We start from the raw sequence: 18,939 nt of genomic DNA, 5'->3' as shown, positions 1-18,939 counted from the left end.
CGTGGCAATAACTTCATGATCACCGGGGCGGCTCCGGCCAGGGGGCCTGTGGTGTTCCGGTGCTGCCGGGGCCTCTGTTAACACCGTGACAGCGCCCGTCACCGGGGTGCCGCCGATCTCGTTTGGCCCGATGTCCGCCGCAGCAGTTCGCAATCCGTAATCCGCAGCTCGTGGAGGCATCTCGATGGCCAAGCACCGCCGCGTGTCCGGTGACGATCCGCTGATCCAGGAGGAGGCGTCCGAGACGCCCGCGTACTGGTCGGTCGACGACTCCCGCTGGCCGGCGGTCCGGCCCGACCTGCCCGAGCACGTGGCCGACCTGCTCGCCCCGCCCATCGTGGTGGGCGTGGCCCGGGTGGCGGCCACGTCCCGGCTCACGCCGCCCGGAGCGACGCCGTCCCGGCCCACGCCTCCTGGACTGGTCCCGTCCCGGCCCACGCCGCCCGCAGCGATCCCGGCTCGCCGCACCCCGCCCACACCGGCCACCCGTACCCCGGCCGGTGCCATGGCCCCCGCGGGAGGGCGCGGGCCGGTCGGTCTGACAGGTCCGCTGGCCGGGGCCAACTCCGGCCCCTCGGGCGCGGCCGCCTCCGGTCCGGTAGGCGCGGCCAACGCGGGCCCGGTGGGCGCGGTCACCTCCGGCGCGCGGAGCGCGGCCAACGTGGGCCCGGCCGGTGCGGGCCCGCTGGGTGGCCGTCCGGTCGGCGGCGGGCCCGTCGGCGCGGGTTCCGCGGGCCGGCACCGCCGGGCCGCCGAGCGTGGCCGCTGACCGTCCGGTCGCGACGGCGAGGCCCGGGCCGGCGCTTTCACCTGGTGGACGACGGCCCGGGTCCGCGTACCCGGCGGGTGCGGCGACGGTAGCGTCAGCGGGCATGACGATCGTGCATCCGATCGCCCGGGCCTGGATCACCACCGGCGGCACCGGCGCGCAGAACTACGACGAGTTCGCCGACGACGCGGAGATCACCGCGATCATCGAGGGGAACCCGCACAGTGCCCTCGGCATCGAGATGCCGCACCGGGCGCCGGAGAGCCTCGGGAAGTCCTTCCTCGACGCGCTGCCCGACGCGGTCGCCCGGCTCGCCGAGGCCAAGGCCGACGGCAGCTACACGCCCGCCGAGCAGGTCGTCGTGCTCTACCGGATCACCGCGCCCGGCGAGGAGCCGGCGTACGGGCTGTTCGCGACGGTGGACACCGACCAGATCTCGACCCGCGCCGACGAGCCCGGGCTCGTGATCCGCAACGAGGACGTCTTCATCGCGAAGGTCCGGGAGCGGGTCGCCCTGGCCGACGCGCTCGGGCACCTGCTCTCGCCGGTGCTGCTGCTCCAGACCGGGCGGGGCGAGGAACTGCACGAGGCGCTCGCCGCCGCGACCGAGTCGGCCGGCGCGCCCGCCGCCACCGACACCGACCAGGCCGGGCGTACCCACGCGATCTGGCTGGTCGGCCCGGGCCCGGAGCAGGACGAGCTGACCGCGCTGGCCGGCGGGGGCGAGCTCGTGGTCGCCGACGGCAACCACCGCAGCCTCGCCGCGCAGACCGGCGGCCTGCCGCGCTTCCTGGCGGTCGTCACCACGCCGCGGTCGGTGGCCATCCAGCCGTATAACCGGTTGGTCAGCGAGCTGACCACCAGCGGCGACGAGCTGCTCGACCGGCTCCGCGCGAGCGGCGCGCAGATCACCCCGATCGACGGACCGGTCGGGGTGCCGGCCGCCGGCGGCACCGTCCATCTCCGGCTCCCCGGCCGGGGGTACGCGGTGACCCTCCCGCACGTCGGCGGAGGCCGGCTGGAGAACCTGGACCACGCCCTTGTCGAGCGGCTGGTGCTGCGCGACGCGCTCGGCCTCGACCCGGGCGACAAACGGATCACCTACGTGGGCGGCGACTACCCGGCGAGCTGGCTGACCGGCGAGGTCGACGCCGGCCGCGCCGAGCTGGCCATCCTGATCGCCCCGGTGACCGTGGACGACTTCGTGGCCGTGAACCTGGCCCGGGAGAAGATGCCGCGCAAGAGCACCTGGTTCACCCCGAAGGCACGGGGTGGGCTGGTCGTCGCCGAGCTGCCCCGCTGAGCTGTGACGAATCCGCCCCGGGGGCGCCGCCCGCGCGCCGCCCCCGGCGGCGGCCTGACAGACTGCGCGGTATGCGCGTCTACCTGGGTTCCGACCACGCCGGCTACGAGCTGAAGGTGCACCTGGCCAGCTACCTGGCCAACCAGGGGTACGAGGTGGTGGACGTCGGCCCGCACGTGTTCGACCCCGACGACGACTACCCGACCTTCTGCTTCCACACGGGCGACCGGGTGGTGGCCGACGCGGGCAGCCTCGGGGTGGTCATCGGCGGCTCGGGCAACGGCGAGCAGATCGCCGCCAACAAGATCGCGGGGGTGCGGGCGGCGCTGGCCTGGAGCACCGAGACGGCGCAGCTGGCCCGGCAGCACAACGACGCGAACATCGTCGCCGTCGGCGCCCGCCAGCACACCCTCGACGAGGCGACCGCCATCGTCGAGGCGTTCCTCACCACGCCGTTCTCCGGCAACGAGCGGCACGCCCGGCGCATCGCCCAGGTCGGCGCGTACGAGACGAGCCACGAGCTGCCACCGCTGCCCTGACCATCGGGCCGGCCGCACGCTGGGCCGCGCCGCACGCCGGGCCGCGCCGGGCGCCCGGCCGGGCCGTGCGCTGGGCTGCGCCGCCCGACGGTGCGCGTTCGCGCTCTCGTGTCCGGAGCGGTCGCGTGCGTGCGGGCCGCGCGGATGCGGGCGCCCGGGCGGCCGGGTGTCAGCGCGGTGAGCGGGGCAGGTCCTCGCGGGGCACCCAGTTGCGGCGTACGACCACGACCCGGGCCTCGGCCTCGGCCAGGTCCTCCTCGGTCGGCCGGGCGGCGTCGCGGGCGCGGAGGGCCGCGCTCAGCCCCACCTGGGACGAGCCGGAGCCGACCAGGCCCCGTAGGCCCCGTTCGCCCTCCCGCTCGTCGCCGGCCGGGCCGCGCCGCCGGGGTGGCTCGCCGTCGTGCACGCCTGCGGTGGCCGCCGACGCCCCGCCCGCGCCCCCGCCGGACGCGCCGTCGTCACCGTGATGCCGCAACCGCCTCCGCCGCCGCTCAGAGTCTCCCGCGCCCCCACCCGAACCCACCCCCCGACCGTACCGCCGAACCCCGCGCACCCCGCCCCCCTCGTCCCGCGATCTTGCAGTTTCGGCCCTTGTTCTGTGCCTTTCGCGCGTTATGCCGGGGCGGAAAGTGCAAGATCGCGGGGGTCGGACGGGCGGGCTACCCTCGGATCCATGGCGCCGGTGGCGCCGTCCGGTCAGGGGAGGGAACGAGATGGCGGACCAGACACAGCCGTGGGCGGAGCGGACCGTCGAGGTGCCGCCGCAGGCGGGTGTCGTGCCACCGCAGCGGGACGGGTTCCGCCGGGGCGTGGCCTCCGTCGGCGAGCCGCGGGCGCCGCGTACCGAGCCGTTCCCGGTGGTCGAGCAGGCGCCGACCGGCACCGGCTGGCCGGGGGAGCCGGCACCGCGCCGGCCGATGAGCTGGCACCTCGCCCAGCTCCGGCGGGGCGGCGAGTGGAGCACGGCCGGCGCCCTCTTCGCGTTCGTCTGCTGGGGGATCTGGGCGATCTCCGGGGGCGGCAACCTCACCGGCCCGTTCCTGATCCTCGTGCTCAGCCTGCTGGTCGCCGTCGGGCTGTTCGCGCTCTCCCGGCTGCTCGGCCGCGTGGTCCTCGAACGGCAGCTGGGCCGGGTCCGGCGCAGCGCCCGTGGCGCCCACCTGGTCACGGCGGTGTTCCTCGTCGGGCTGGGCGTCGCCTGGCTCCAGCAGACCGAGTGGGTCGTGTCGGCCTGGAACTGGATCAGCGGGCACTGACGTCGACGGCGCGCCCGGGCGGGCCGGCCCACCGCCGCCCGCCCGGCGCCCGGTCGCGGGTACGCCGCGACTCCCGTCGTCCTCCACCAGGATGGCGCTTCTTACCCGGCCGGCCGCGGTTCATCCGCGGCCGGCCGGTCGCGCTGCGGCGCGTGCGTCAGTGGGTGCCGCCGTGTCCCTCGGCGTCGGCGCGCGGCGAGGCGACGCGGGCCGCCGGGTCCTCGACGCCGGGCTCGCCGCCGTCGGGAGCCACCATGCCGTCGTACGCGTAGACCGTCCCGCCGTCGTCGTGCTGCTTCGTGGTGCGGATGTAGCGGTGGATCATGCCGTCGATCTCCAGCTCGACGAGCGTGTCGCCGCCCGCGTCGTGCGTGCTGCCGTCCCGGGGGCCGCCCACGAGGTGGGCCGTCGTGTTCGTGTCCATGCCGATGCCCTACCCCGGCCATCCCCGCGCAAAACGGACGGCCTCCCGAGCCGGCGCGCGGGCCGGCCGGGGCGTCCCGGCCGGCCCGCACCCGTCCGTCAGCCGGCCTGGGCGGCCGCGTAGTCGCGGGCGACCCGGACCATCTCCACGAGCCCGCCGGCGTACTCCTGCGACTCGCCGTGCGCCTCGTCGAACGGCGGCTGGAAGCCGACGCCCTCCCACTGGCCGGTGGCCGCGTTCCAGCGGTCGTTGCCCACCTCGAAGTCCCAGGCGAAGATCCCCAGCTCGTAGTACAGCTCGTCGGCCGAGTTGCCGGCGGCCGAGTAGAGCACGTCCGCGACGGGACCGGTCTGCGACGGCCACGTCACCGTGCCCCGCTCCTGGGCGATGGCGCCCACGATCCGCCGGGCGCTGTCGAGGAAGAGCTTCGACTCGTCGATCGACGGGCGCGGCAGGGTGACCCGCCCGTCGGCCTTGTACGCCCCCGGCGGCCACATGAAGTACCCGCCGTACGAGTGCACGTTCATCGCGAACCGGATGTTGCTGTGCTCCCGGGCCAGCGCGATGACGTTGCGGCTCTCCGCCTCGGACAGTTCGCTCGTCCCCGAGTACGTGCCGGAGAGGCAGTTGCCGCTGCCGCCCACGTACCCGTCGAAGTAGGAGCCGACCGTGTAGTTGCGGTTGAGGTCGACGCCCCACGAGTTGCGGTTACGCGGGTCGCGGCTGGTGCCCGTGCAGTGGTTCACCAGGTTCTTGCGCTGGAAGTTGTAGTCGTGGAAGGAGTAGTTCGCGCCGTCCGGGTTCACGGTCGGGATGACGAAGATGTCGACCTGCTCCAGCAGTTCGCGGGTGGCCGCGTCGGTACGCGAGTTCGCCAGCATCCGCTCCGCGAACTCCAGCGTGACCAGCGGCGTCGCCCACTCCCTGGCGTGCTCCTGGGAGTACGCCAACACACCGATCTTCGACCCGTCGCGGTGGACGCCGATGCGCAACGCCTGGACCGTCCACGGCTTGGTCGGCACCTCGGTGCCCTGGAGCCCGTCGTCCAGGCGGACCGGCCCGGCCACCGGCATCGGCAGCCCCGCCGAGCCGTCCTCCACGAACGCCTGGAACCGGTCGCCGAAGCGGCCGTTGATGGCCGCCACCACCTGGTCGGTGGTGCTGGTGACCGCGCCCGCGGCGTCGGTGGCCAGGGAGACGGTCAGGACCCGGTCCCGGTACGAGACGCTGAGCGGCCGGTTCGCCCGGCCCGGGTCGACGCTGCGGACCTGGACGCCGTTCATGTTCTGGTCGCCGAAACGCACCGACTCGACGACGATGGCCGAGGCGGCCGGGTCGCCGAGGTACGCGACGGCCGTACGCCGGTAGCCCTGCGTGCGGTACGGCAGGTCGATCACGTCCACCAGGTCGCGGTACTGGCGGGCCAGCCGCTTGATCCGCGCCTGGATGTCGACCGGCGTCAGGTACGCGTCGATGAAGTCCTTCTGGTAGCCCTCGGGCAGCGGCGGGGGCGCCGCGTTGGGCCAGACCGTCGGGGTGACCGGCCGGGTGACCCCGCCCAGGCTGGACGTGGCGGTCACCTGCACCGGCTTGGCGGGCACCGGCTGGGGGAGCGCGTAGTGGTACTGGTAGTCGCCCGAGTCCTCGAACCGGAACAGCGGGAACGAGCCCGTCCGGCCGTCGGCGGTCCGCCAGGTCACCGTGATCTCGACGTCCGGGTCGTCGGTGGCGGTCGTCGCCACCTCGGTCTGCACGAACGTCTGCCCGCCGCTGGTCCACCAGTACGCCTGGAGGAACTGCAGGGTGTCCGTCGCGGCGGTGGTCGCGTCGGCCGTACGCTGACCGGCCGCCGGGGCGCGGAGCCCCGCCTTGGTGCGGGACTCGGCCGCGCGGAGGCTGTCGGCGAAGTTCCGGGCCCCGTCGCCCGCGCGCTGCACGATCTGGAGGGCGGTGGCGCCCTGCGCGGTCAGCTCGGCGAGCTGCGCGCCGGTCAGCACGAGGTCGGCGAGCACGCGCCCGTCGGCCCTGCGGGGACGGTTGGCGAGGTCGGCGCCGCGGGCGACGAGCTGGTCGAGCTGGGCCTGGTCGCGGAGCTGCACGCGGACCACGGCGGTCTCGCCGCTGGCCAGGGTGACCGTGGGTCGTGGCGCGGCGGGGGCGGCCGCGCCGGAGACGGGTTGGGACAGGACCCCACTGACCAGGATCGCTGCGGTGGCGGCGGCGGCCCACCGTCGTCGGACGATCATGTGCCCTCCTGACGGATGTCGATGTCGGTGCCTCCCCACACCAGTCGATGGATCGATCTCTGTCAAGAAGGTGTCCGGTGAGCCGCGGTGTTTCGCCGGGCCGCACCGGGGAAGGCTGCGCCGCAAGCCACCCGTGCGCCGCGAGCCACCCGTGCGCCGGGAGCCACCCGGCGCCGCGAGCCACCCGTGCCCGGGGGGCGCCCCGCCCCGCCCCGTACCGCAGCCGCCGGGAGAACCTCATGTCACTGCCGACCACGCAGGACCCGCGCGTGCAACCGGTGGTCGCCAACGACCGGGTGTGCACCGGAGTGACGACCCTCGACGGGCGCATCTTCGTGAGCTATCCCGGCGCCGACTCGCCGGGGATCCAGGTGGCCGAGGCGTTGCCCGACGGCCGGCGGGTGCCCTGGCCGGACGAGTCGTGGAACGCCGTACGCGACGACCACCGGCCCGACGGGGCGTACGTGCACGTCAACGGCCTCCGCGTGGGCCCCGACGGGCGGCTGTGGATCATCGACGCCGGTGCGCCGGGACTCGGCCGGCTGCAGGTCCCCGGGGGCGCGCGGCTCATCGTGGTCGACCCGGCCACCGCCGCGGTGACGCGCGTCTACGACCTCGCGGCCGCCGTGCGCGACACCAGCTACGTGGACGACGTGCGCTTCAACGGCGGTACGGCGTACCTCACCGACGCGGGCGCGCCCGGGCTCATCGTGCTCGACCTGGCGTCCGGGAACGCCCGCCGGGTGCTGGACGGGCATCCGAGCACCGTGGGTCGCCCCCTCGTCGCCGACGGGGAGGTGCTGCACGGCCCCGACGGCGCCGAGGTCGTGGTGCACGCCGACCAGCTCGAGGTGTCCCCCGAGGGACGCCACCTGTACTACCAGCCGGCGTCCGGCGGCCTGTCCCGGATCGAGACCCGCTGGCTGGACGACCCGGATGTCACCCCGGAGACGGTGGCCGCGCACGTCGAACCGTGGGTCGACACCCCCACGACCGGCGGCACGGCCATCGACGCGGCCGGCACCATCTACCTCAGCGACGCCGAGCGGCGACGCGTCCTCACCATCACGCCCGACCGCGAGGTGGCCACCCTGGTCACCGATCCGCGCCTGGTCTGGGTGGACGCCATGTGGATCGACGCCGACGGCGACCTCTGGCTGCCCGCCGCGCAGCTGCACCGCACCCCGGGCCTGGCCGGCGGTGAGCAGCGCGTCGACTATCCCGTCTGGATCTACCGGATGAGCGTCGGCACCCCGCCCGCGCCCAACGACCACGCCTGAGGGCGGAGCCCCTGCCGCCCCGGTCTCAGCCGGCGGTGGCGGCCGGCGCCGTGCGGTCGGCCAGCCACTCACGCCGGGTGAGGGCGTACTCGACCTCGCCCTCCTCGGCGCCCGGCAGCGGGTCGTCGAAGTCGAGGTGGAACGTGCGGACGTACCGGAGGCCGACCGACGCCATCGTGGCCCGGGACCCGGCGTTCACCGTCATCGTCTCCGCGAAGATCCGCTCCAGGCCCAGATCCTCGAAGCCGTGCCGGATCAGCTCGCGCGCGCCCTCGCTGGCCAGCCCCTGACGCCAGTACCGGCGCAGCAGCCGGTAGCCCAACTCGGCCTGGCCCTCCACCGGGCCCTGGTCGGCGCGCTCGGGCGGTTCGAGGATCCACCAACCCACGAACTCGCCGTCCACCAACCCGGCCCAGAAGCCCAGGCCCGGCACCCGCTGCGCCGCCGCGAGCCGCAGGCGGTGGGCGGCCTCCACCTCGGCCCGGGTACGCGGCGGCCCGAGGTACCGCATGACCTCGGGGTCGGCGTCGAGTTCGACCTCGTGTTCGAGGTGCTCGTCGGCGAGCGGGACGAGCTGGATCCGGGCGGTACGCAGCGTGGCCTGAGACATGGCGGGATTCTCGCGCGCCCCGCCTGGGCCGGCAGCCGAATATCCGAGGGTGGGCTCACCGGTTACCGGCCGTTGGACAGCCCAGACGAAACCGGGCTGCGAGGTCCTCGACGAGGTCGGACACGTCGCGTGAGCCGTCGACGGGTACCACCGGCAGGTGGAGTTCGGCTGCCTGGCGCCGGACCTCGGCGTCCCACAGGTCGTCGCGAGCCAGTCGCCGGGCGAGCGCCTCGCTGTGGTCGCTGTCTCCCCAGTTCGCGCGGGCCCTCGCGCCGTCGGCGAACCGGGCCCGCAACGCCCGGTCCCGGAACTGCCGCGTGGGTACGAGGAAAGCCGCCTGTTCCGGCCACGTCAGCAGCGGCGAGACCTCGCGGGGCAGGGTGCGGAAATCGTCGACCAGGACCGGACGCCCGGTGGGCATCGCCAGCAGGTCGTCGACAACGAAGCCGAACGTCTCCCCGTGCAGGCTCGGCATCGACTCGAAGATCTCCCGGGCGCTGCGGCCGTTCCACGTCCGCGCCACCGGAGCCTGCAGCAACGCCCAGAGGTACGGCTGCCCGTGCGCGGTGCAGCGGCCGACGTAGTCGCGCTCCGCGCGGTCGCCGTCGTAGACCAGCACGTCGTAGCGCTCGGCCAGGGCGCGGGCGAGAGTGCTCTTGCCCGACCCGGTGCCCCCGGCGAGCCATCGAACGTGCGACAGGCGGCGAGCAAGGTCTACGCCGTGGTTGTCAGCGGCCATGCCCGACAGACTGCCGATCCTGTGGGCGGAAAGACAGTCTCAGATCACGGCCGGCTCGGCATCTCCTGGCCTCAGCCGGCAGCGCTCGAACTCCTGAGGAGGGGATGAGGACCGCCAACGGCACCCGTGAGGGCCCAACCGGCCCTCGTTTGCCTCTGCCCAGGCAGGGAAGGCGTGTGGCCCGGCCGGCGGTGAGGAGATGCGATGATCGAGGTCTGCCGAACCATCCGCACCCCACCCGACCGGATCTTCGCTGTGCTCGCGGATGGCTGGAGCTATGCCAGCTGGGTGGTCGGCGCCGCCCACATAAGGGCCGTCGACGACGGCTGGCCCGCGGTGGGCTCCCGAGTCCATCACCGGGTGGGCCCATGGCCGCTGCAGGTCGATGACCTGACAGTGGTACGCAAGATGGAGCCGGACCGGCTACTCGAACTCGACGCACGCGCCGGCCCGCTCGGTATCGCTCGTGTCCGCCTCGTGTTGGAGCCGGTCTCGGCCACGACCACCCGCGTACGAATGGGCTGGAGAGCCGCCGCCGGGTTCGCCCGCCTCGTCCCGGAGGCAGTGCTGTCGCTGATGTTGCGCCCGCGCAACTCAGAAACGCTGCACCGTGTGGAGGACCTCGCCATGCACCGACAGCTTCCCGCACCGTAGGTGCGGCTGCTGTTCCCCGTCATCGCCCTCTTTCCGGCACTGATTGCGCGCTCTCGAAGCGGCACGATCCGACGTGGGGGAGAAGCGAACGGCCCAGGCGCCGCGATCATGCGGTCGACCTGGGCTTGTGGGTGGAGCGGGCGACGGGAATCGAATCCGCACCGTCAGTTTGGAAGGACGAAGATCACGGTCGACAAGGACCTGGTGGGGCAGGCCAGCCGGCGGATGTGGGGACCGTTCGTGCCCGCTGGTGACCGCCGGGGGTACGGGCTACTGGCACGTGGATGGCACGGATGGCCTACGCATCACGAGATCAAGCTGCCCATCTCGGTCTACCTGCCCTAGCCTCGCCTGGCCTGCTGAAGTCCTAATCTTCCCCTCAGGCCTCGTGTCCACCAGCGCGCCGTTTGATCCGTTCCGCCAGCTCGGCGACTTCAAGAGCTTGGGCCTCATGCTCAGCATCGGTTGCGCTACGCCATGCGCCTGTCTGCGGATCCTGCACAAGCATTGGCTGACGGAGCCGCCCACGGAGCCACCGGCTCAGCCATTCCGTGAGAGAGATCCCCTCGGGGAAGAACGACCGCCCGGGTAGGCCCGAGTTGGGATCGAAGCCCCACATCATCGCCGATGGCTCGGAACAGTCGACGTACGAGTAGATCGCACATCCCCAATAGGCGACGGGAAAGAGGCCCGGCGGCTCTCGTGGGTCGAGCCGATCGACTGCCGTTCTCTCCAGGTCGTCCGTGTATCCGCCAGCTACACCCAGCACGCCGGGACCGAAGCCGCCATTGGCAATCTCAAGGTAGATGCGGCGCAGCAGCGGCGGCAACGGATGGCCGAGCAGTCGTTCGGCGTCTCCAACGGCCTCGGCGGAGGCGGGTTCGAGCGGCGGCAGCGGATCGACGGCACCAACCGCCTTGGCTGCAAGATGCGTCTGTGACCCACGCTCCTCTAGCCATCGAACGTCATCGGCAAAAGGCGTCAGTGCCCAGCGGCCATCTGCATCGAGGTGGCCAGGACGGACGAAGACTTCATCGCTGTAGTCGAGGGCGGCCACGCGATCGGCAATCGCCTGGAAGACTTCGTCTTCGTTCATTCGCCGAGTATCCGCTCTGCGAGCGTTGGTGGAATCAGCGGATCTCCCCGTCCGGGGAGGCTGGTAGCCCTTGTGGTGCCCGATGAGGTGAGCCGCGGGCGGCATCTCTGAGGAGGGTCGGGGTTCGGGGCGGAGCCCCGAGGTCTTCGAGGTCCTGTCGTCCCCATGCGTGGCCGGCCGGCCCGGCCGATGCCGGCCGGAGGTCGCCAGCAGGCCGGGGCCGGGCCGGCGCGGCCCGCTTGCGGGCCGCCTTGACGCCGCGACCGTGCGGGTGCCCCGCAAGCTCGCCGCGCTGAAAGATCGCCTGGAGTTTGGGCCGCCGAAGTCTGCCGCCGGTGTTCGTGTCGTCGCGCTGCCGGCGGCTGCGGTGGAGTCTCTGCGAGAGCACTTGGCCGAGTACGTCGAGGGCGGTCCGGATTCGCTGATCTTCACCGGGGCGAAGGGCGCGCCACTACGTTCCAGCAACTTCGGGCGGGCCGTCAAGTGGACCAAGACGGTCGCCTCGGTGGGCCTGGCCGGCTTCCACTTCCACGACCTGCGCCACACCGGCAACACCCTCGCCGCAGCCTTCGGGGCCAGCACGCGGGAGCTGATGCACCGCATGGGGCACGCCACCATGCGCGCGGCCCTGATCTACCAGCACGCCACCAGCGAAAGGGACCGCGAGATCGCCTCCGCGATGGACCGCCGGATCGCCGGTGAGGGCCGACGCCGCCGGTGAATGGCACGCGGATGGCACGCAAGATCGAAGGTGGGAGAGATGCGGAAGGCCCAGGCGCCGCGATCATGCGGTCGACCTGGGCTTGTGGGTGGAGCGGGCGACGGGAATCGAACCCGCACCGTCAGTTTGGAAGACTGAAGCTCTGCCATTGAGCTACGCCCGCGTACGCCCCGACACGCAGGGGACGCGCCGACAGCGTACCGAATCTCCCTCTGCCGCGCGCAGCCCGGCCCGCCCGCGGCGGCCCGCCCCGCGGCGGACCCGGCCGTGGCCCGCGCACCGGCGCGGGGAACGGCTTCCCCGACCGGCGGGCGGACAGCACCGTCCGGGAACCGCACCACCCGACGCCGGCCCCGACCGGACGGGCCTCCCGTGCCGAAGAGGGCGAAGTGTCGGGTTGGCCGTGCCCCGAGGCCCGAGCCGGGTCGCGACGGCATACACTCTTCGTCGCCACGGGGTGTGGCGCAGCTTGGTAGCGCACTCGCTTTGGGAGCGAGGGGCCGTGGGTTCAAATCCCGCCACCCCGACTGTCGTCCGCGGCCGGGTCGCCCCGGGCGCCGCCGAATTCTCGCGCGGTTCCCGGGCGCTGCCGGAGTGCCAGGCCGGCTCGCCTACACTCGATGGGCTGAATCCACGCCCACACTCAACTGAGATCCGTCAAGGAGTACGCCTGTGAAGAGCACCGTCGAGACTCTGAGCCCGACGCGCGTGCGGCTCGCCATCGAGGTGCCGTTCGTCGAGCTCGAGCCGAGCCTCAGGAAGGCGTACCGCGAGATCGGCCAGCAGGTCCAGGTTCCCGGCTTCCGCCGGGGCAAGATTCCGCCGGCTGTGATCGACCAGCGGGTGGGCCGGGGCACCGTCCTCAACGAGGCGGTGCAGGAGGCCATCCCGGAGAACATCCTGGCCGCGGTGCGCGAGCACGACCTGAAGACGCTCGGCCGCCCCGAGGTCGAGATCACCGAGTTCAATGACGGTGACTCGCTGAACTTCACCGCCGAGGTCGACGTCCGCCCGGAGATCACCCTGCCCGACCTGGCCACCGTCGAGGTGACCGTGGACGAGCTGCAGATCGACGAGAGCGAGATCGACGAGCAGGTCAAGAACCTGCGCGAGCGGTTCGCCACCCTCAAGACCGTCGAGCGGGCCGCCCAGGAGGGCGACTACGTCCAGATCGACCTGAACGCCACCGTCGACGGCGAGGACGTGCCGGGCGGCTCGGCCACCAACATCTCCCACGAGGTCGGCAGCAAGCAGCTCCTGCCGGGCCTGGACGAGGCCGTGGTCGGCCTCGCGGCCGGCGACAGCACCACCTTCAGCACGCAGCTCGTGGGCGGCGACTTCGCCGGCCGGGACGCCGACGTGGCGGTGACCGTCCGCACGGTCAAGGAGAAGGAGCTGCCGGAGCTCAACGACGAGTTCGCCCAGATGGCGAGCGAGTTCGACACCATGGAGGAGCTCCGCAACGACCTGCGCGAGCGGGTGAGCCGGGGCAAGCAGGTCGAGCAGATCTACGCGGCCCGCGACAAGGCCCTGGAGCAGCTGGTCGCCGCCGCCGAGGTGCCGGCGCCCGAGGGGGTCGTCCGCGAGGAGGTCGCGAGCCGCAAGCAGGCCATGATCGACCAGCTCGAGCGGATCGGCGCCACCCTGGAGGACTACCTCGCCTCCGAGGAGAAGACCGAGGAGCAGATCGACGCCGAGCTGGCCGAGGCCGCCACCGAGGGCGTCAAGGTCCAGCTTCTGCTGGACACCCTCGCCGACGCCGAGGACGTCCAGGTCTCCGACGACGAGTTCGGTCACGAGATCGTGCACCGGGCCCAGCGCGCCGGGATGGCCCCGCAGCAGTACTACGACCAGCTGGTGCGCTCCGGCGCGGCGCCCGCCGTCTACGGCGACGTGCGGCGCGGCAAGGCGCTGGCCTCGGTCATGGAGCGGATCACGATCAAGGACGCGGCCGGTAACGAGGTCACCCTCGACGCGCTGCGGGCCGCCAGCGAGGCCGAGCACAACCACGACCACGAGCACTGACACGTCGGGTGGGGCCGCCGTCCGCCGCGCACGGCGGAGGGCGGCCACATCCCTTTTCGGGGTACGTCCCGACGGTGGCTGCGCTGTGAGCGAACAGTGCCACGACCGGGACTCTGCCGCCCGACCGAGCGGTTAGTGTCGGGTAGGACGGTACGGAGAGCGAAGGGCTGCCATGACCGACATGCACATCCCACCGAAGCCGCTCCGGGCGATCGACGCCCGAGGTGGCGACACCATTGGCAACCTCGACGACTCGGTCTACAACCGGTTGCTCAAGGAGCGGATCATCTTCCTGGGCAGCGAGGTGACCGACCAGGTCGCCAACCGCATCTGCGCGCAGCTGCTGCTGCTCGCCGCGGAGGACCCGGACCGCGACATCAACCTCTGGATCAACTCGCCGGGTGGCTCGGTCTACTCCGGCATGGCGATCTACGACACCATGCAGTTCATCGACAACGACGTGTCGACCGTCGCGATGGGCATGGCCGCCTCGATGGGCCAGTTGCTGCTCTGCGCGGGCACCAAGGGCAAGCGTTACGCCCTCCCGCACGCGCGGATCATGATGCACCAGCCGTCGGGTGGCATGGGCGGCACCGCCGCCGACATCGCGATCCAGGCCGAGCAGATGCTCTACACCAAGCGGATGTTCCAGGAGCGGGTCGCGCACCACACCGGTCAGAGCCCCGCGCAGATCGAGGCGGACTCGGACCGCGACCGTTGGTTCACCGCCCAGGAGGCCGTGGACTACGGCTTCATCGACAAGGTCATCACCGGAGCCACCCAGGTTCCGGAAGGTGCCGGGACCCTGAGCTGAGGAGCTGACGATGACCGACCTGAGTTTGCCGCCCCAGTTCGCGGCCGTGCACAACCGCTACGTGCTGCCGTCGTTCGTCGAGCGCACGTCGTACGGGATCAAGGAGTCCAACCCGTACAACAAGCTCTTCGAGGACCGGATCATCTTCCTCGGCGTGCAGGTGGACGACGCGTCGGCCAACGACGTGATGGCCCAGCTGCTGACGCTGGAGGGCACCGACCCGGACCGCGACATCATCATGTACATCAACTCGCCGGGCGGGTCGTTCACGGCCATGACGGCGATCTACGACACCATGCAGTACGTCCGGCCGGACATCCAGACGGTCTGCCTCGGCCAGGCCGCCAGCGCCGCCGCCGTGCTGCTCTCGGCGGGCACTCCGGGTAAGCGGATGGCCCTGCCGAACTCGCGGATCATCATCCACCAGCCGGCCACCGAGGGCGGCTACGGGCAGGGCTCGGACATCGAGATCCAGGCCCGGGAGATCCTGCGGATGCGGACGCAGCTGGAGGAGATGCTCTCGCGGCACTGCAACCAGCCGGTCGAGAAGGTTCGCAAGGACATCGACCGTGACAAGATCATGACGGCTGAGGAGTCCCGCGAGTACGGCCTGGTCGACACCATCCTGACCAGCCGTAAGAAGGGCCTGCTGGCCGCCAACGCCGCCAGCTGAGCCGTACCGGGTCGGAGGTCGGCCGGGGCGACGATCCCGGTCGACCTCTGACACACCCGTTTTGGGGGTCGGAGAAAACCCCGCCAGCGGGTAACGTCGGTTCCGTACCGCTTCGCCGGTCGGCCGGCGGAGTGAACAAGACGGGCGGGGCGTAGCCTCCGCGGGTCATGGCCGGGCCTCCGGCCGGTTGAGTGCAGGGAGAACGTAGGTGGCACGGATCGGTGACGGCGGCGACCTACTGAAGTGCTCCTTCTGCGGTAAGTCGCAGAAGCAGGTCAAGAAGCTCATCGCGGGGCCTGGGGTCTACATCTGCGACGAGTGCATCGATCTCTGCAACGAGATCATCGAGGAGGAGCTGGCCGAGTCCGGCGAGGTGAAGTGGGAAGAGCTTCCCAAGCCGATGGAGATCTGCCAGTTCCTCGACAACTACGTCGTCGGGCAGGACCAGGCCAAGAAGGCGCTCGCCGTAGCGGTCTACAACCACTACAAGCGCATCCAGGCCGAGGCGGCCGGCGCGCCGGGCTCCGGCGAGGCCGTCGAGCTGGCGAAGTCCAACATCCTGCTGCTCGGCCCGACCGGGTGCGGCAAGACCCACCTGGCGCAGACCCTGGCCCGGATGCTGAACGTCCCGTTCGCGATCGCCGACGCCACCGCGCTGACCGAGGCGGGCTACGTGGGTGAGGACGTGGAGAACATCCTCCTCAAGCTCATCCAGGCCGCCGACTACGACATCAAGCGCGCCGAGACCGGCATCATCTACATCGACGAGGTCGACAAGATCGCCCGCAAGTCGGAGAACCCGTCGATCACGCGGGACGTCTCCGGCGAGGGCGTCCAGCAGGCGCTGCTCAAGATGCTGGAAGGCACCGTGGCGAACGTGCCGCCGCAGGGCGGCCGGAAACACCCGCACCAGGAGTTCATCCAGATCGACACCACCAACGTGCTGTTCATCTGTGGTGGCGCCTTCGCCGGGTTGGATCAGATCATCGAGGCACGCACCGGGCACGGCGGCACCGGCTTCGGCGCCCGGCTCCGGGCCGTCTCCGAGCGGTCGACCGACGACATCTTCAGCCAGGTGATGCCGGAGGACATGCTGAAGTTCGGGCTGATCCCCGAGTTCATCGGCCGGCTTCCCGTGATCACCAGCGTGCGCAGCCTGGACCGCCAGGCCCTGGTCCGGATCCTCACCGAGCCGCGCAACGCGCTCGTCCGGCAGTACCAGCGCCTCTTCGAGCTGGACGGCGTCGAGCTGGAGTTCGAGCAGCCGGCGCTGGAGGCGATCGCCGACCAGGCCATGCTGCGCGGCACGGGCGCCCGGGGGCTCCGGGCGATCATGGAAGAGGTCCTGCTCTCCGTGATGTACGAGGTGCCCAGCAACCCCGACGCCGCCCGGGTGCTCATCACCCGTGAGGCGGTTCTCGAGAACGTCAACCCGACGATCGTGCCCCGCGAGTTCACGGGCCGGCGTGCCCGACGCGACCGCGAGGAGAAGTCCGCCTGACCCGGCGATGAGGGGCCGGAGCGGCAGCCTGTTGGCGGCCCGCGTCCGGCCCCTGTCCCGGTGCCTGTGGCCCCCGTACGCTGAGATGCATGCGCGTCGCCGTCTGCCAGCTCAACTCCCGGGATGACCGCAAGGCGAACCTCGCCGCCGCGGAGGCGCTGCTGGAGCGCGCCGCCGCCGGCGGCGCCGACCTCGCGGTCCTCCCCGAGTACGTGGACTACCTCGGCCCGGCGGCGGGCCTGCCCGAGCCCGAACCCGTCGACGGGGAGGTCGGTCAGTTCTTCGCCGGCGTCGCGCGCCGGTTGGGCATCTGGGTGCTGGCCGGCTCCTTCCACGAGGCCGGGCCGGATCCCGAACACACCTGGAACACGTCGCTGGTCTTCGACCGCACCGGCGCGCTCGCCGCGAGCTACCGCAAGATCCACCTGTACGACGTGGAGATCCCCGGCCGTGTCTCCTACCGGGAGTCGGCGACCGTGGCCCCGGGCGAGCAACCCGTGGCGGTGACGGTCGAGGGCGTCCGGATCGGGCTGTCGATCTGCTACGACCTGCGCTTTCCCGAGCTGTACCGCCGCCTCGCCACCGAGGGCGGCGCCCAGGTGCTGGTGGTGCCCGCCGCGTTCATGGCGCACACCGGGCGCGACCACTGGGAGGTCCTGCTCCGGGCCCGGGCGATCGAGAACCAGTGCTACGTCCTGGCCGCCGGCCAGATCGGTGACCACGAGCCCGGCCGCACCTGCTTCGGTCGCAGCATGGTGGTCGACCCCTGGGGGACGGTGCTCACCCAGATGCCGGACGAGCCCGGCGTCGCCTTCGCCGACCTGGACCTCGACCGGCTCGCGACCATTCGTGCCGAGCTGCCCAGCCTCGCCAACCGGCGTCTGTGACCGGCGGCCCTGTCCGGGCGTCTCTGACCGGCGGCCCTGACCGGCGGCCCTGTCCGGCGGCCCTGTCCGGGCATCTGTCACCGGCGGCCCTGACCGGCGGCCCCGCTGGGGGTCAGCCCTGCAGGAGTACGCCCACCAGCGCGAAGCCCGCGATCGCGGCGGCCGTGACCAGCAGGGCGGTCGTCATCCGGGACCGCCCCCGCCGCGCGAGACGGCCGATCGACAGCACCACCACGACGAGCACGAACGCGCCGATCACCAGCTGCCAGAACGGCAGGAGGAGCCCGAGCAGCGCCTCTTCGGCGAGTGGGGTGGCCGGCAGCCGGGACGCGACATCCATGCCAGACACTCTGGCACGCCGAGCCCCCCGTGAGCAGGGCCGCGCGGTCCGCGTCGCGGATCCGCTCGTGCCCGGGGTACGGAGGTGGCCCGGGTGTGCCCGTGGCTGATCGACTCCGTTTCGCCGATGTGGCGGGGCCGTGGTGGGTTGGAGGCCGCGATCTCGGCGATCTGGTGTGGATCATGCCTGGCGGCGCGGGCCGACGGGGCGTCGCCGTGGTCGGCGTCGGCGCCCAGGGTGATCGACTCGGGTTGCGTGGTATCTCGCGGTGTCCAGCCGCGGATGATGCCGCGACTTCAGGGATCCGGAGTGGACCAACCCGCCAGGCACGGGGACCCGGTCCGAGGGGGCGTGCCGCGGCCCTGGGGAAGGCTGGCATCCGCCGGCGCCACGCCTGGCGTCCACTCAACGATCAGCGTTGATTTGCCTTCTCCGGGCCATCCGCGTAACTTTCTCTCTGCACGCGGGAGGCCGGACAAACCGGCCGACAACGGGCGCCAGCTTTACCGGCGGAAACGCCGAGCGAGGCTGAGATCGGGCGGTGCGGGAGTTCCGGGAAATCCGGGGTTGCGAACGCGAAGCCGACCGGGTAGAGTTCTGAAGCCGGCAGGAGCCGGGCGGATGGCCGCGAAGCGGCCTCGGCCGGTCTGCGGTTTCCCACGACAGCAACGACCGTCGAGTTTCGGCGTGCGTTAGCGTGGGTCCGGAACCAACCATTGTTGATCACCTCCGAGCGAGGTTGACGACGCGGGTGGCTCCGGGTAGAGTAGAGAGGTTGCCCCGAGAGGGGGTCCCGCAGTGCGGGGCTGCTGATCGGTGTGTGGTTGTTCTTTGAGAACTCAACAGGGTGCTTGATAAGCCAGTGCCAAATTGATTTATTACCCCGGGCTGGTTGGTTCTTCGGAGCTTTCCGGCTGGGATTCCTTTGGCAACAATTTTTGTTGCTGGGATGATTTTCCAAGTTTTTGTTGGAGAGTTTGATCCTGGCTCAGGACGAACGCTGGCGGCGTGCTTAACACATGCAAGTCGAGCGGAAAGGCCCTTCGGGGTACTCGAGCGGCG

The 18,939-nt window shown here is 71.8% G+C and carries 19 protein-coding genes, 2 tRNA genes and 1 rRNA gene; 14 read left to right on the top strand and 8 right to left on the bottom strand.

Features of this window, described 5'->3' with window-relative positions:
* The first annotated feature begins 184 nt into the window (after positions 1-184).
* The 3 genes from D7193_RS16635 (at position 185) to D7193_RS16625 (ending at position 2,611) form a co-directional block, all read left to right on the top strand.
* Positions 185-769, top strand: coding sequence for a hypothetical protein (locus D7193_RS16635; protein ID WP_120780457.1), 585 nt, complete (start codon positions 185-187; stop codon positions 767-769).
* A 103-nt stretch (positions 770-872) separates the two neighbouring features.
* On the top strand, positions 873-2,072 hold the full coding sequence (locus D7193_RS16630; protein ID WP_120780456.1) for a DUF1015 family protein: 1,200 nt from the start codon (positions 873-875) through the stop codon (positions 2,070-2,072).
* Between the two features lie 71 nt (positions 2,073-2,143).
* On the top strand, positions 2,144-2,611 hold the full coding sequence (locus tag D7193_RS16625; protein WP_120780455.1) for a ribose-5-phosphate isomerase: 468 nt from the start codon (positions 2,144-2,146) through the stop codon (positions 2,609-2,611).
* 169 nt (positions 2,612-2,780) lie between these two features.
* Here the strand turns inward: D7193_RS16625 and D7193_RS16620 are convergent, their stop codons facing one another.
* On the bottom strand, positions 2,781-3,134 hold the full coding sequence (locus D7193_RS16620) for a hypothetical protein (protein ID WP_120780454.1): 354 nt from the start codon (positions 3,132-3,134) through the stop codon (positions 2,781-2,783).
* A 190-nt stretch (positions 3,135-3,324) separates the two neighbouring features.
* Between D7193_RS16620 and D7193_RS16615 the strand changes: the two genes are divergently transcribed.
* Complete coding sequence (locus D7193_RS16615) at positions 3,325-3,867, top strand: hypothetical protein (RefSeq protein ID WP_120780453.1); 543 nt, start codon at positions 3,325-3,327, stop codon at positions 3,865-3,867.
* Between the two features lie 157 nt (positions 3,868-4,024).
* On the opposite strand, the gene D7193_RS16610 is transcribed toward D7193_RS16615, so the two are convergent.
* Complete coding sequence (locus D7193_RS16610; RefSeq protein ID WP_120780452.1) at positions 4,025-4,291, bottom strand: hypothetical protein; 267 nt, start codon at positions 4,289-4,291, stop codon at positions 4,025-4,027.
* A gap of 98 nt (positions 4,292-4,389) precedes the next feature.
* A complete protein-coding gene (locus D7193_RS16605) occupies positions 4,390-6,537 on the bottom strand; it encodes a M14 family zinc carboxypeptidase (protein WP_120780451.1) in 2,148 nt (715 codons plus the stop codon).
* A 239-nt stretch (positions 6,538-6,776) separates the two neighbouring features.
* On the opposite strand from D7193_RS16605, the gene D7193_RS16600 reads away from it, so the two are divergent.
* Positions 6,777-7,817 (top strand): L-dopachrome tautomerase-related protein, encoded by a 1,041-nt coding sequence (locus D7193_RS16600; RefSeq protein WP_120780450.1) that lies wholly within the window; start codon positions 6,777-6,779, stop codon positions 7,815-7,817.
* A gap of 25 nt (positions 7,818-7,842) precedes the next feature.
* On the opposite strand, the gene D7193_RS16595 is transcribed toward D7193_RS16600, so the two are convergent.
* Positions 7,843-8,427 carry a GNAT family N-acetyltransferase gene (locus tag D7193_RS16595; RefSeq protein WP_120780449.1) on the bottom strand — a complete coding sequence of 195 codons (585 nt, stop codon included), beginning with the start codon at positions 8,425-8,427 and terminating at the stop codon, positions 7,843-7,845.
* A gap of 55 nt (positions 8,428-8,482) precedes the next feature.
* Positions 8,483-9,166, bottom strand: coding sequence for a hypothetical protein (locus D7193_RS16590; protein WP_120780448.1), 684 nt, complete (start codon positions 9,164-9,166; stop codon positions 8,483-8,485).
* 204 nt (positions 9,167-9,370) lie between these two features.
* On the opposite strand from D7193_RS16590, the gene D7193_RS16585 reads away from it, so the two are divergent.
* Positions 9,371-9,820, top strand: coding sequence for an SRPBCC family protein (locus tag D7193_RS16585; RefSeq protein WP_120780447.1), 450 nt, complete (start codon positions 9,371-9,373; stop codon positions 9,818-9,820).
* A 379-nt stretch (positions 9,821-10,199) separates the two neighbouring features.
* Here D7193_RS16585 and D7193_RS33270 read toward each other — a convergent pair whose 3' ends face one another.
* Positions 10,200-10,916 (bottom strand): hypothetical protein, encoded by a 717-nt coding sequence (locus tag D7193_RS33270; protein WP_147434417.1) that lies wholly within the window; start codon positions 10,914-10,916, stop codon positions 10,200-10,202.
* A gap of 169 nt (positions 10,917-11,085) precedes the next feature.
* Between D7193_RS33270 and D7193_RS33940 the strand changes: the two genes are divergently transcribed.
* Positions 11,086-11,637 carry a tyrosine-type recombinase/integrase gene (locus D7193_RS33940; protein ID WP_338324090.1) on the top strand — a complete coding sequence of 184 codons (552 nt, stop codon included), beginning with the start codon at positions 11,086-11,088 and terminating at the stop codon, positions 11,635-11,637.
* An 89-nt stretch (positions 11,638-11,726) separates the two neighbouring features.
* On the opposite strand, the gene D7193_RS16575 is transcribed toward D7193_RS33940, so the two are convergent.
* Positions 11,727-11,800, bottom strand: a tRNA-Gly gene (locus tag D7193_RS16575).
* Between the two features lie 290 nt (positions 11,801-12,090).
* Here D7193_RS16575 and D7193_RS16570 point away from each other — a divergent pair.
* The 6 genes from D7193_RS16570 (at position 12,091) to D7193_RS16545 (ending at position 17,537) form a co-directional block, all read left to right on the top strand.
* Positions 12,091-12,164 (top strand) — tRNA-Pro (locus D7193_RS16570).
* A gap of 145 nt (positions 12,165-12,309) precedes the next feature.
* Positions 12,310-13,662 (top strand): trigger factor, encoded by a 1,353-nt coding sequence (gene tig / locus D7193_RS16565; RefSeq protein WP_120780445.1) that lies wholly within the window; start codon positions 12,310-12,312, stop codon positions 13,660-13,662.
* Between the two features lie 172 nt (positions 13,663-13,834).
* Entirely contained in the window at positions 13,835-14,476 is a 642-nt protein-coding gene (locus D7193_RS16560) for a ClpP family protease (protein ID WP_120780444.1), read from the top strand.
* Positions 14,477-14,486: 10 nt separating this feature from the next.
* Complete coding sequence (locus D7193_RS16555) at positions 14,487-15,149, top strand: ATP-dependent Clp protease proteolytic subunit (RefSeq protein WP_120780443.1); 663 nt, start codon at positions 14,487-14,489, stop codon at positions 15,147-15,149.
* Positions 15,150-15,357: 208 nt separating this feature from the next.
* The gene (gene clpX / locus D7193_RS16550; protein ID WP_120780442.1) at positions 15,358-16,650 is read left to right on the top strand and encodes an ATP-dependent Clp protease ATP-binding subunit ClpX; all 1,293 of its coding nucleotides are present in this window, start codon (positions 15,358-15,360) and stop codon (positions 16,648-16,650) included.
* A gap of 89 nt (positions 16,651-16,739) precedes the next feature.
* The gene (locus D7193_RS16545; protein WP_120780441.1) at positions 16,740-17,537 is read left to right on the top strand and encodes a carbon-nitrogen hydrolase family protein; all 798 of its coding nucleotides are present in this window, start codon (positions 16,740-16,742) and stop codon (positions 17,535-17,537) included.
* A gap of 112 nt (positions 17,538-17,649) precedes the next feature.
* Here D7193_RS16545 and D7193_RS16540 read toward each other — a convergent pair whose 3' ends face one another.
* The gene (locus D7193_RS16540; protein ID WP_120780440.1) at positions 17,650-17,877 is read right to left on the bottom strand and encodes a hypothetical protein; all 228 of its coding nucleotides are present in this window, start codon (positions 17,875-17,877) and stop codon (positions 17,650-17,652) included.
* A 965-nt stretch (positions 17,878-18,842) separates the two neighbouring features.
* Here D7193_RS16540 and D7193_RS16535 point away from each other — a divergent pair.
* Positions 18,843-18,939, top strand: a 16S ribosomal RNA gene (locus tag D7193_RS16535); the annotation flags it as partial.

Source organism: Micromonospora costi, assembly GCF_003626655.1.
Lineage (GTDB): Bacteria > Actinomycetota > Actinomycetes > Mycobacteriales > Micromonosporaceae > Micromonospora > Micromonospora costi.
The sequence above is the reverse complement of the archived record's forward strand: the minus strand, read 5'-3'. Positions and strand labels throughout refer to the sequence as shown.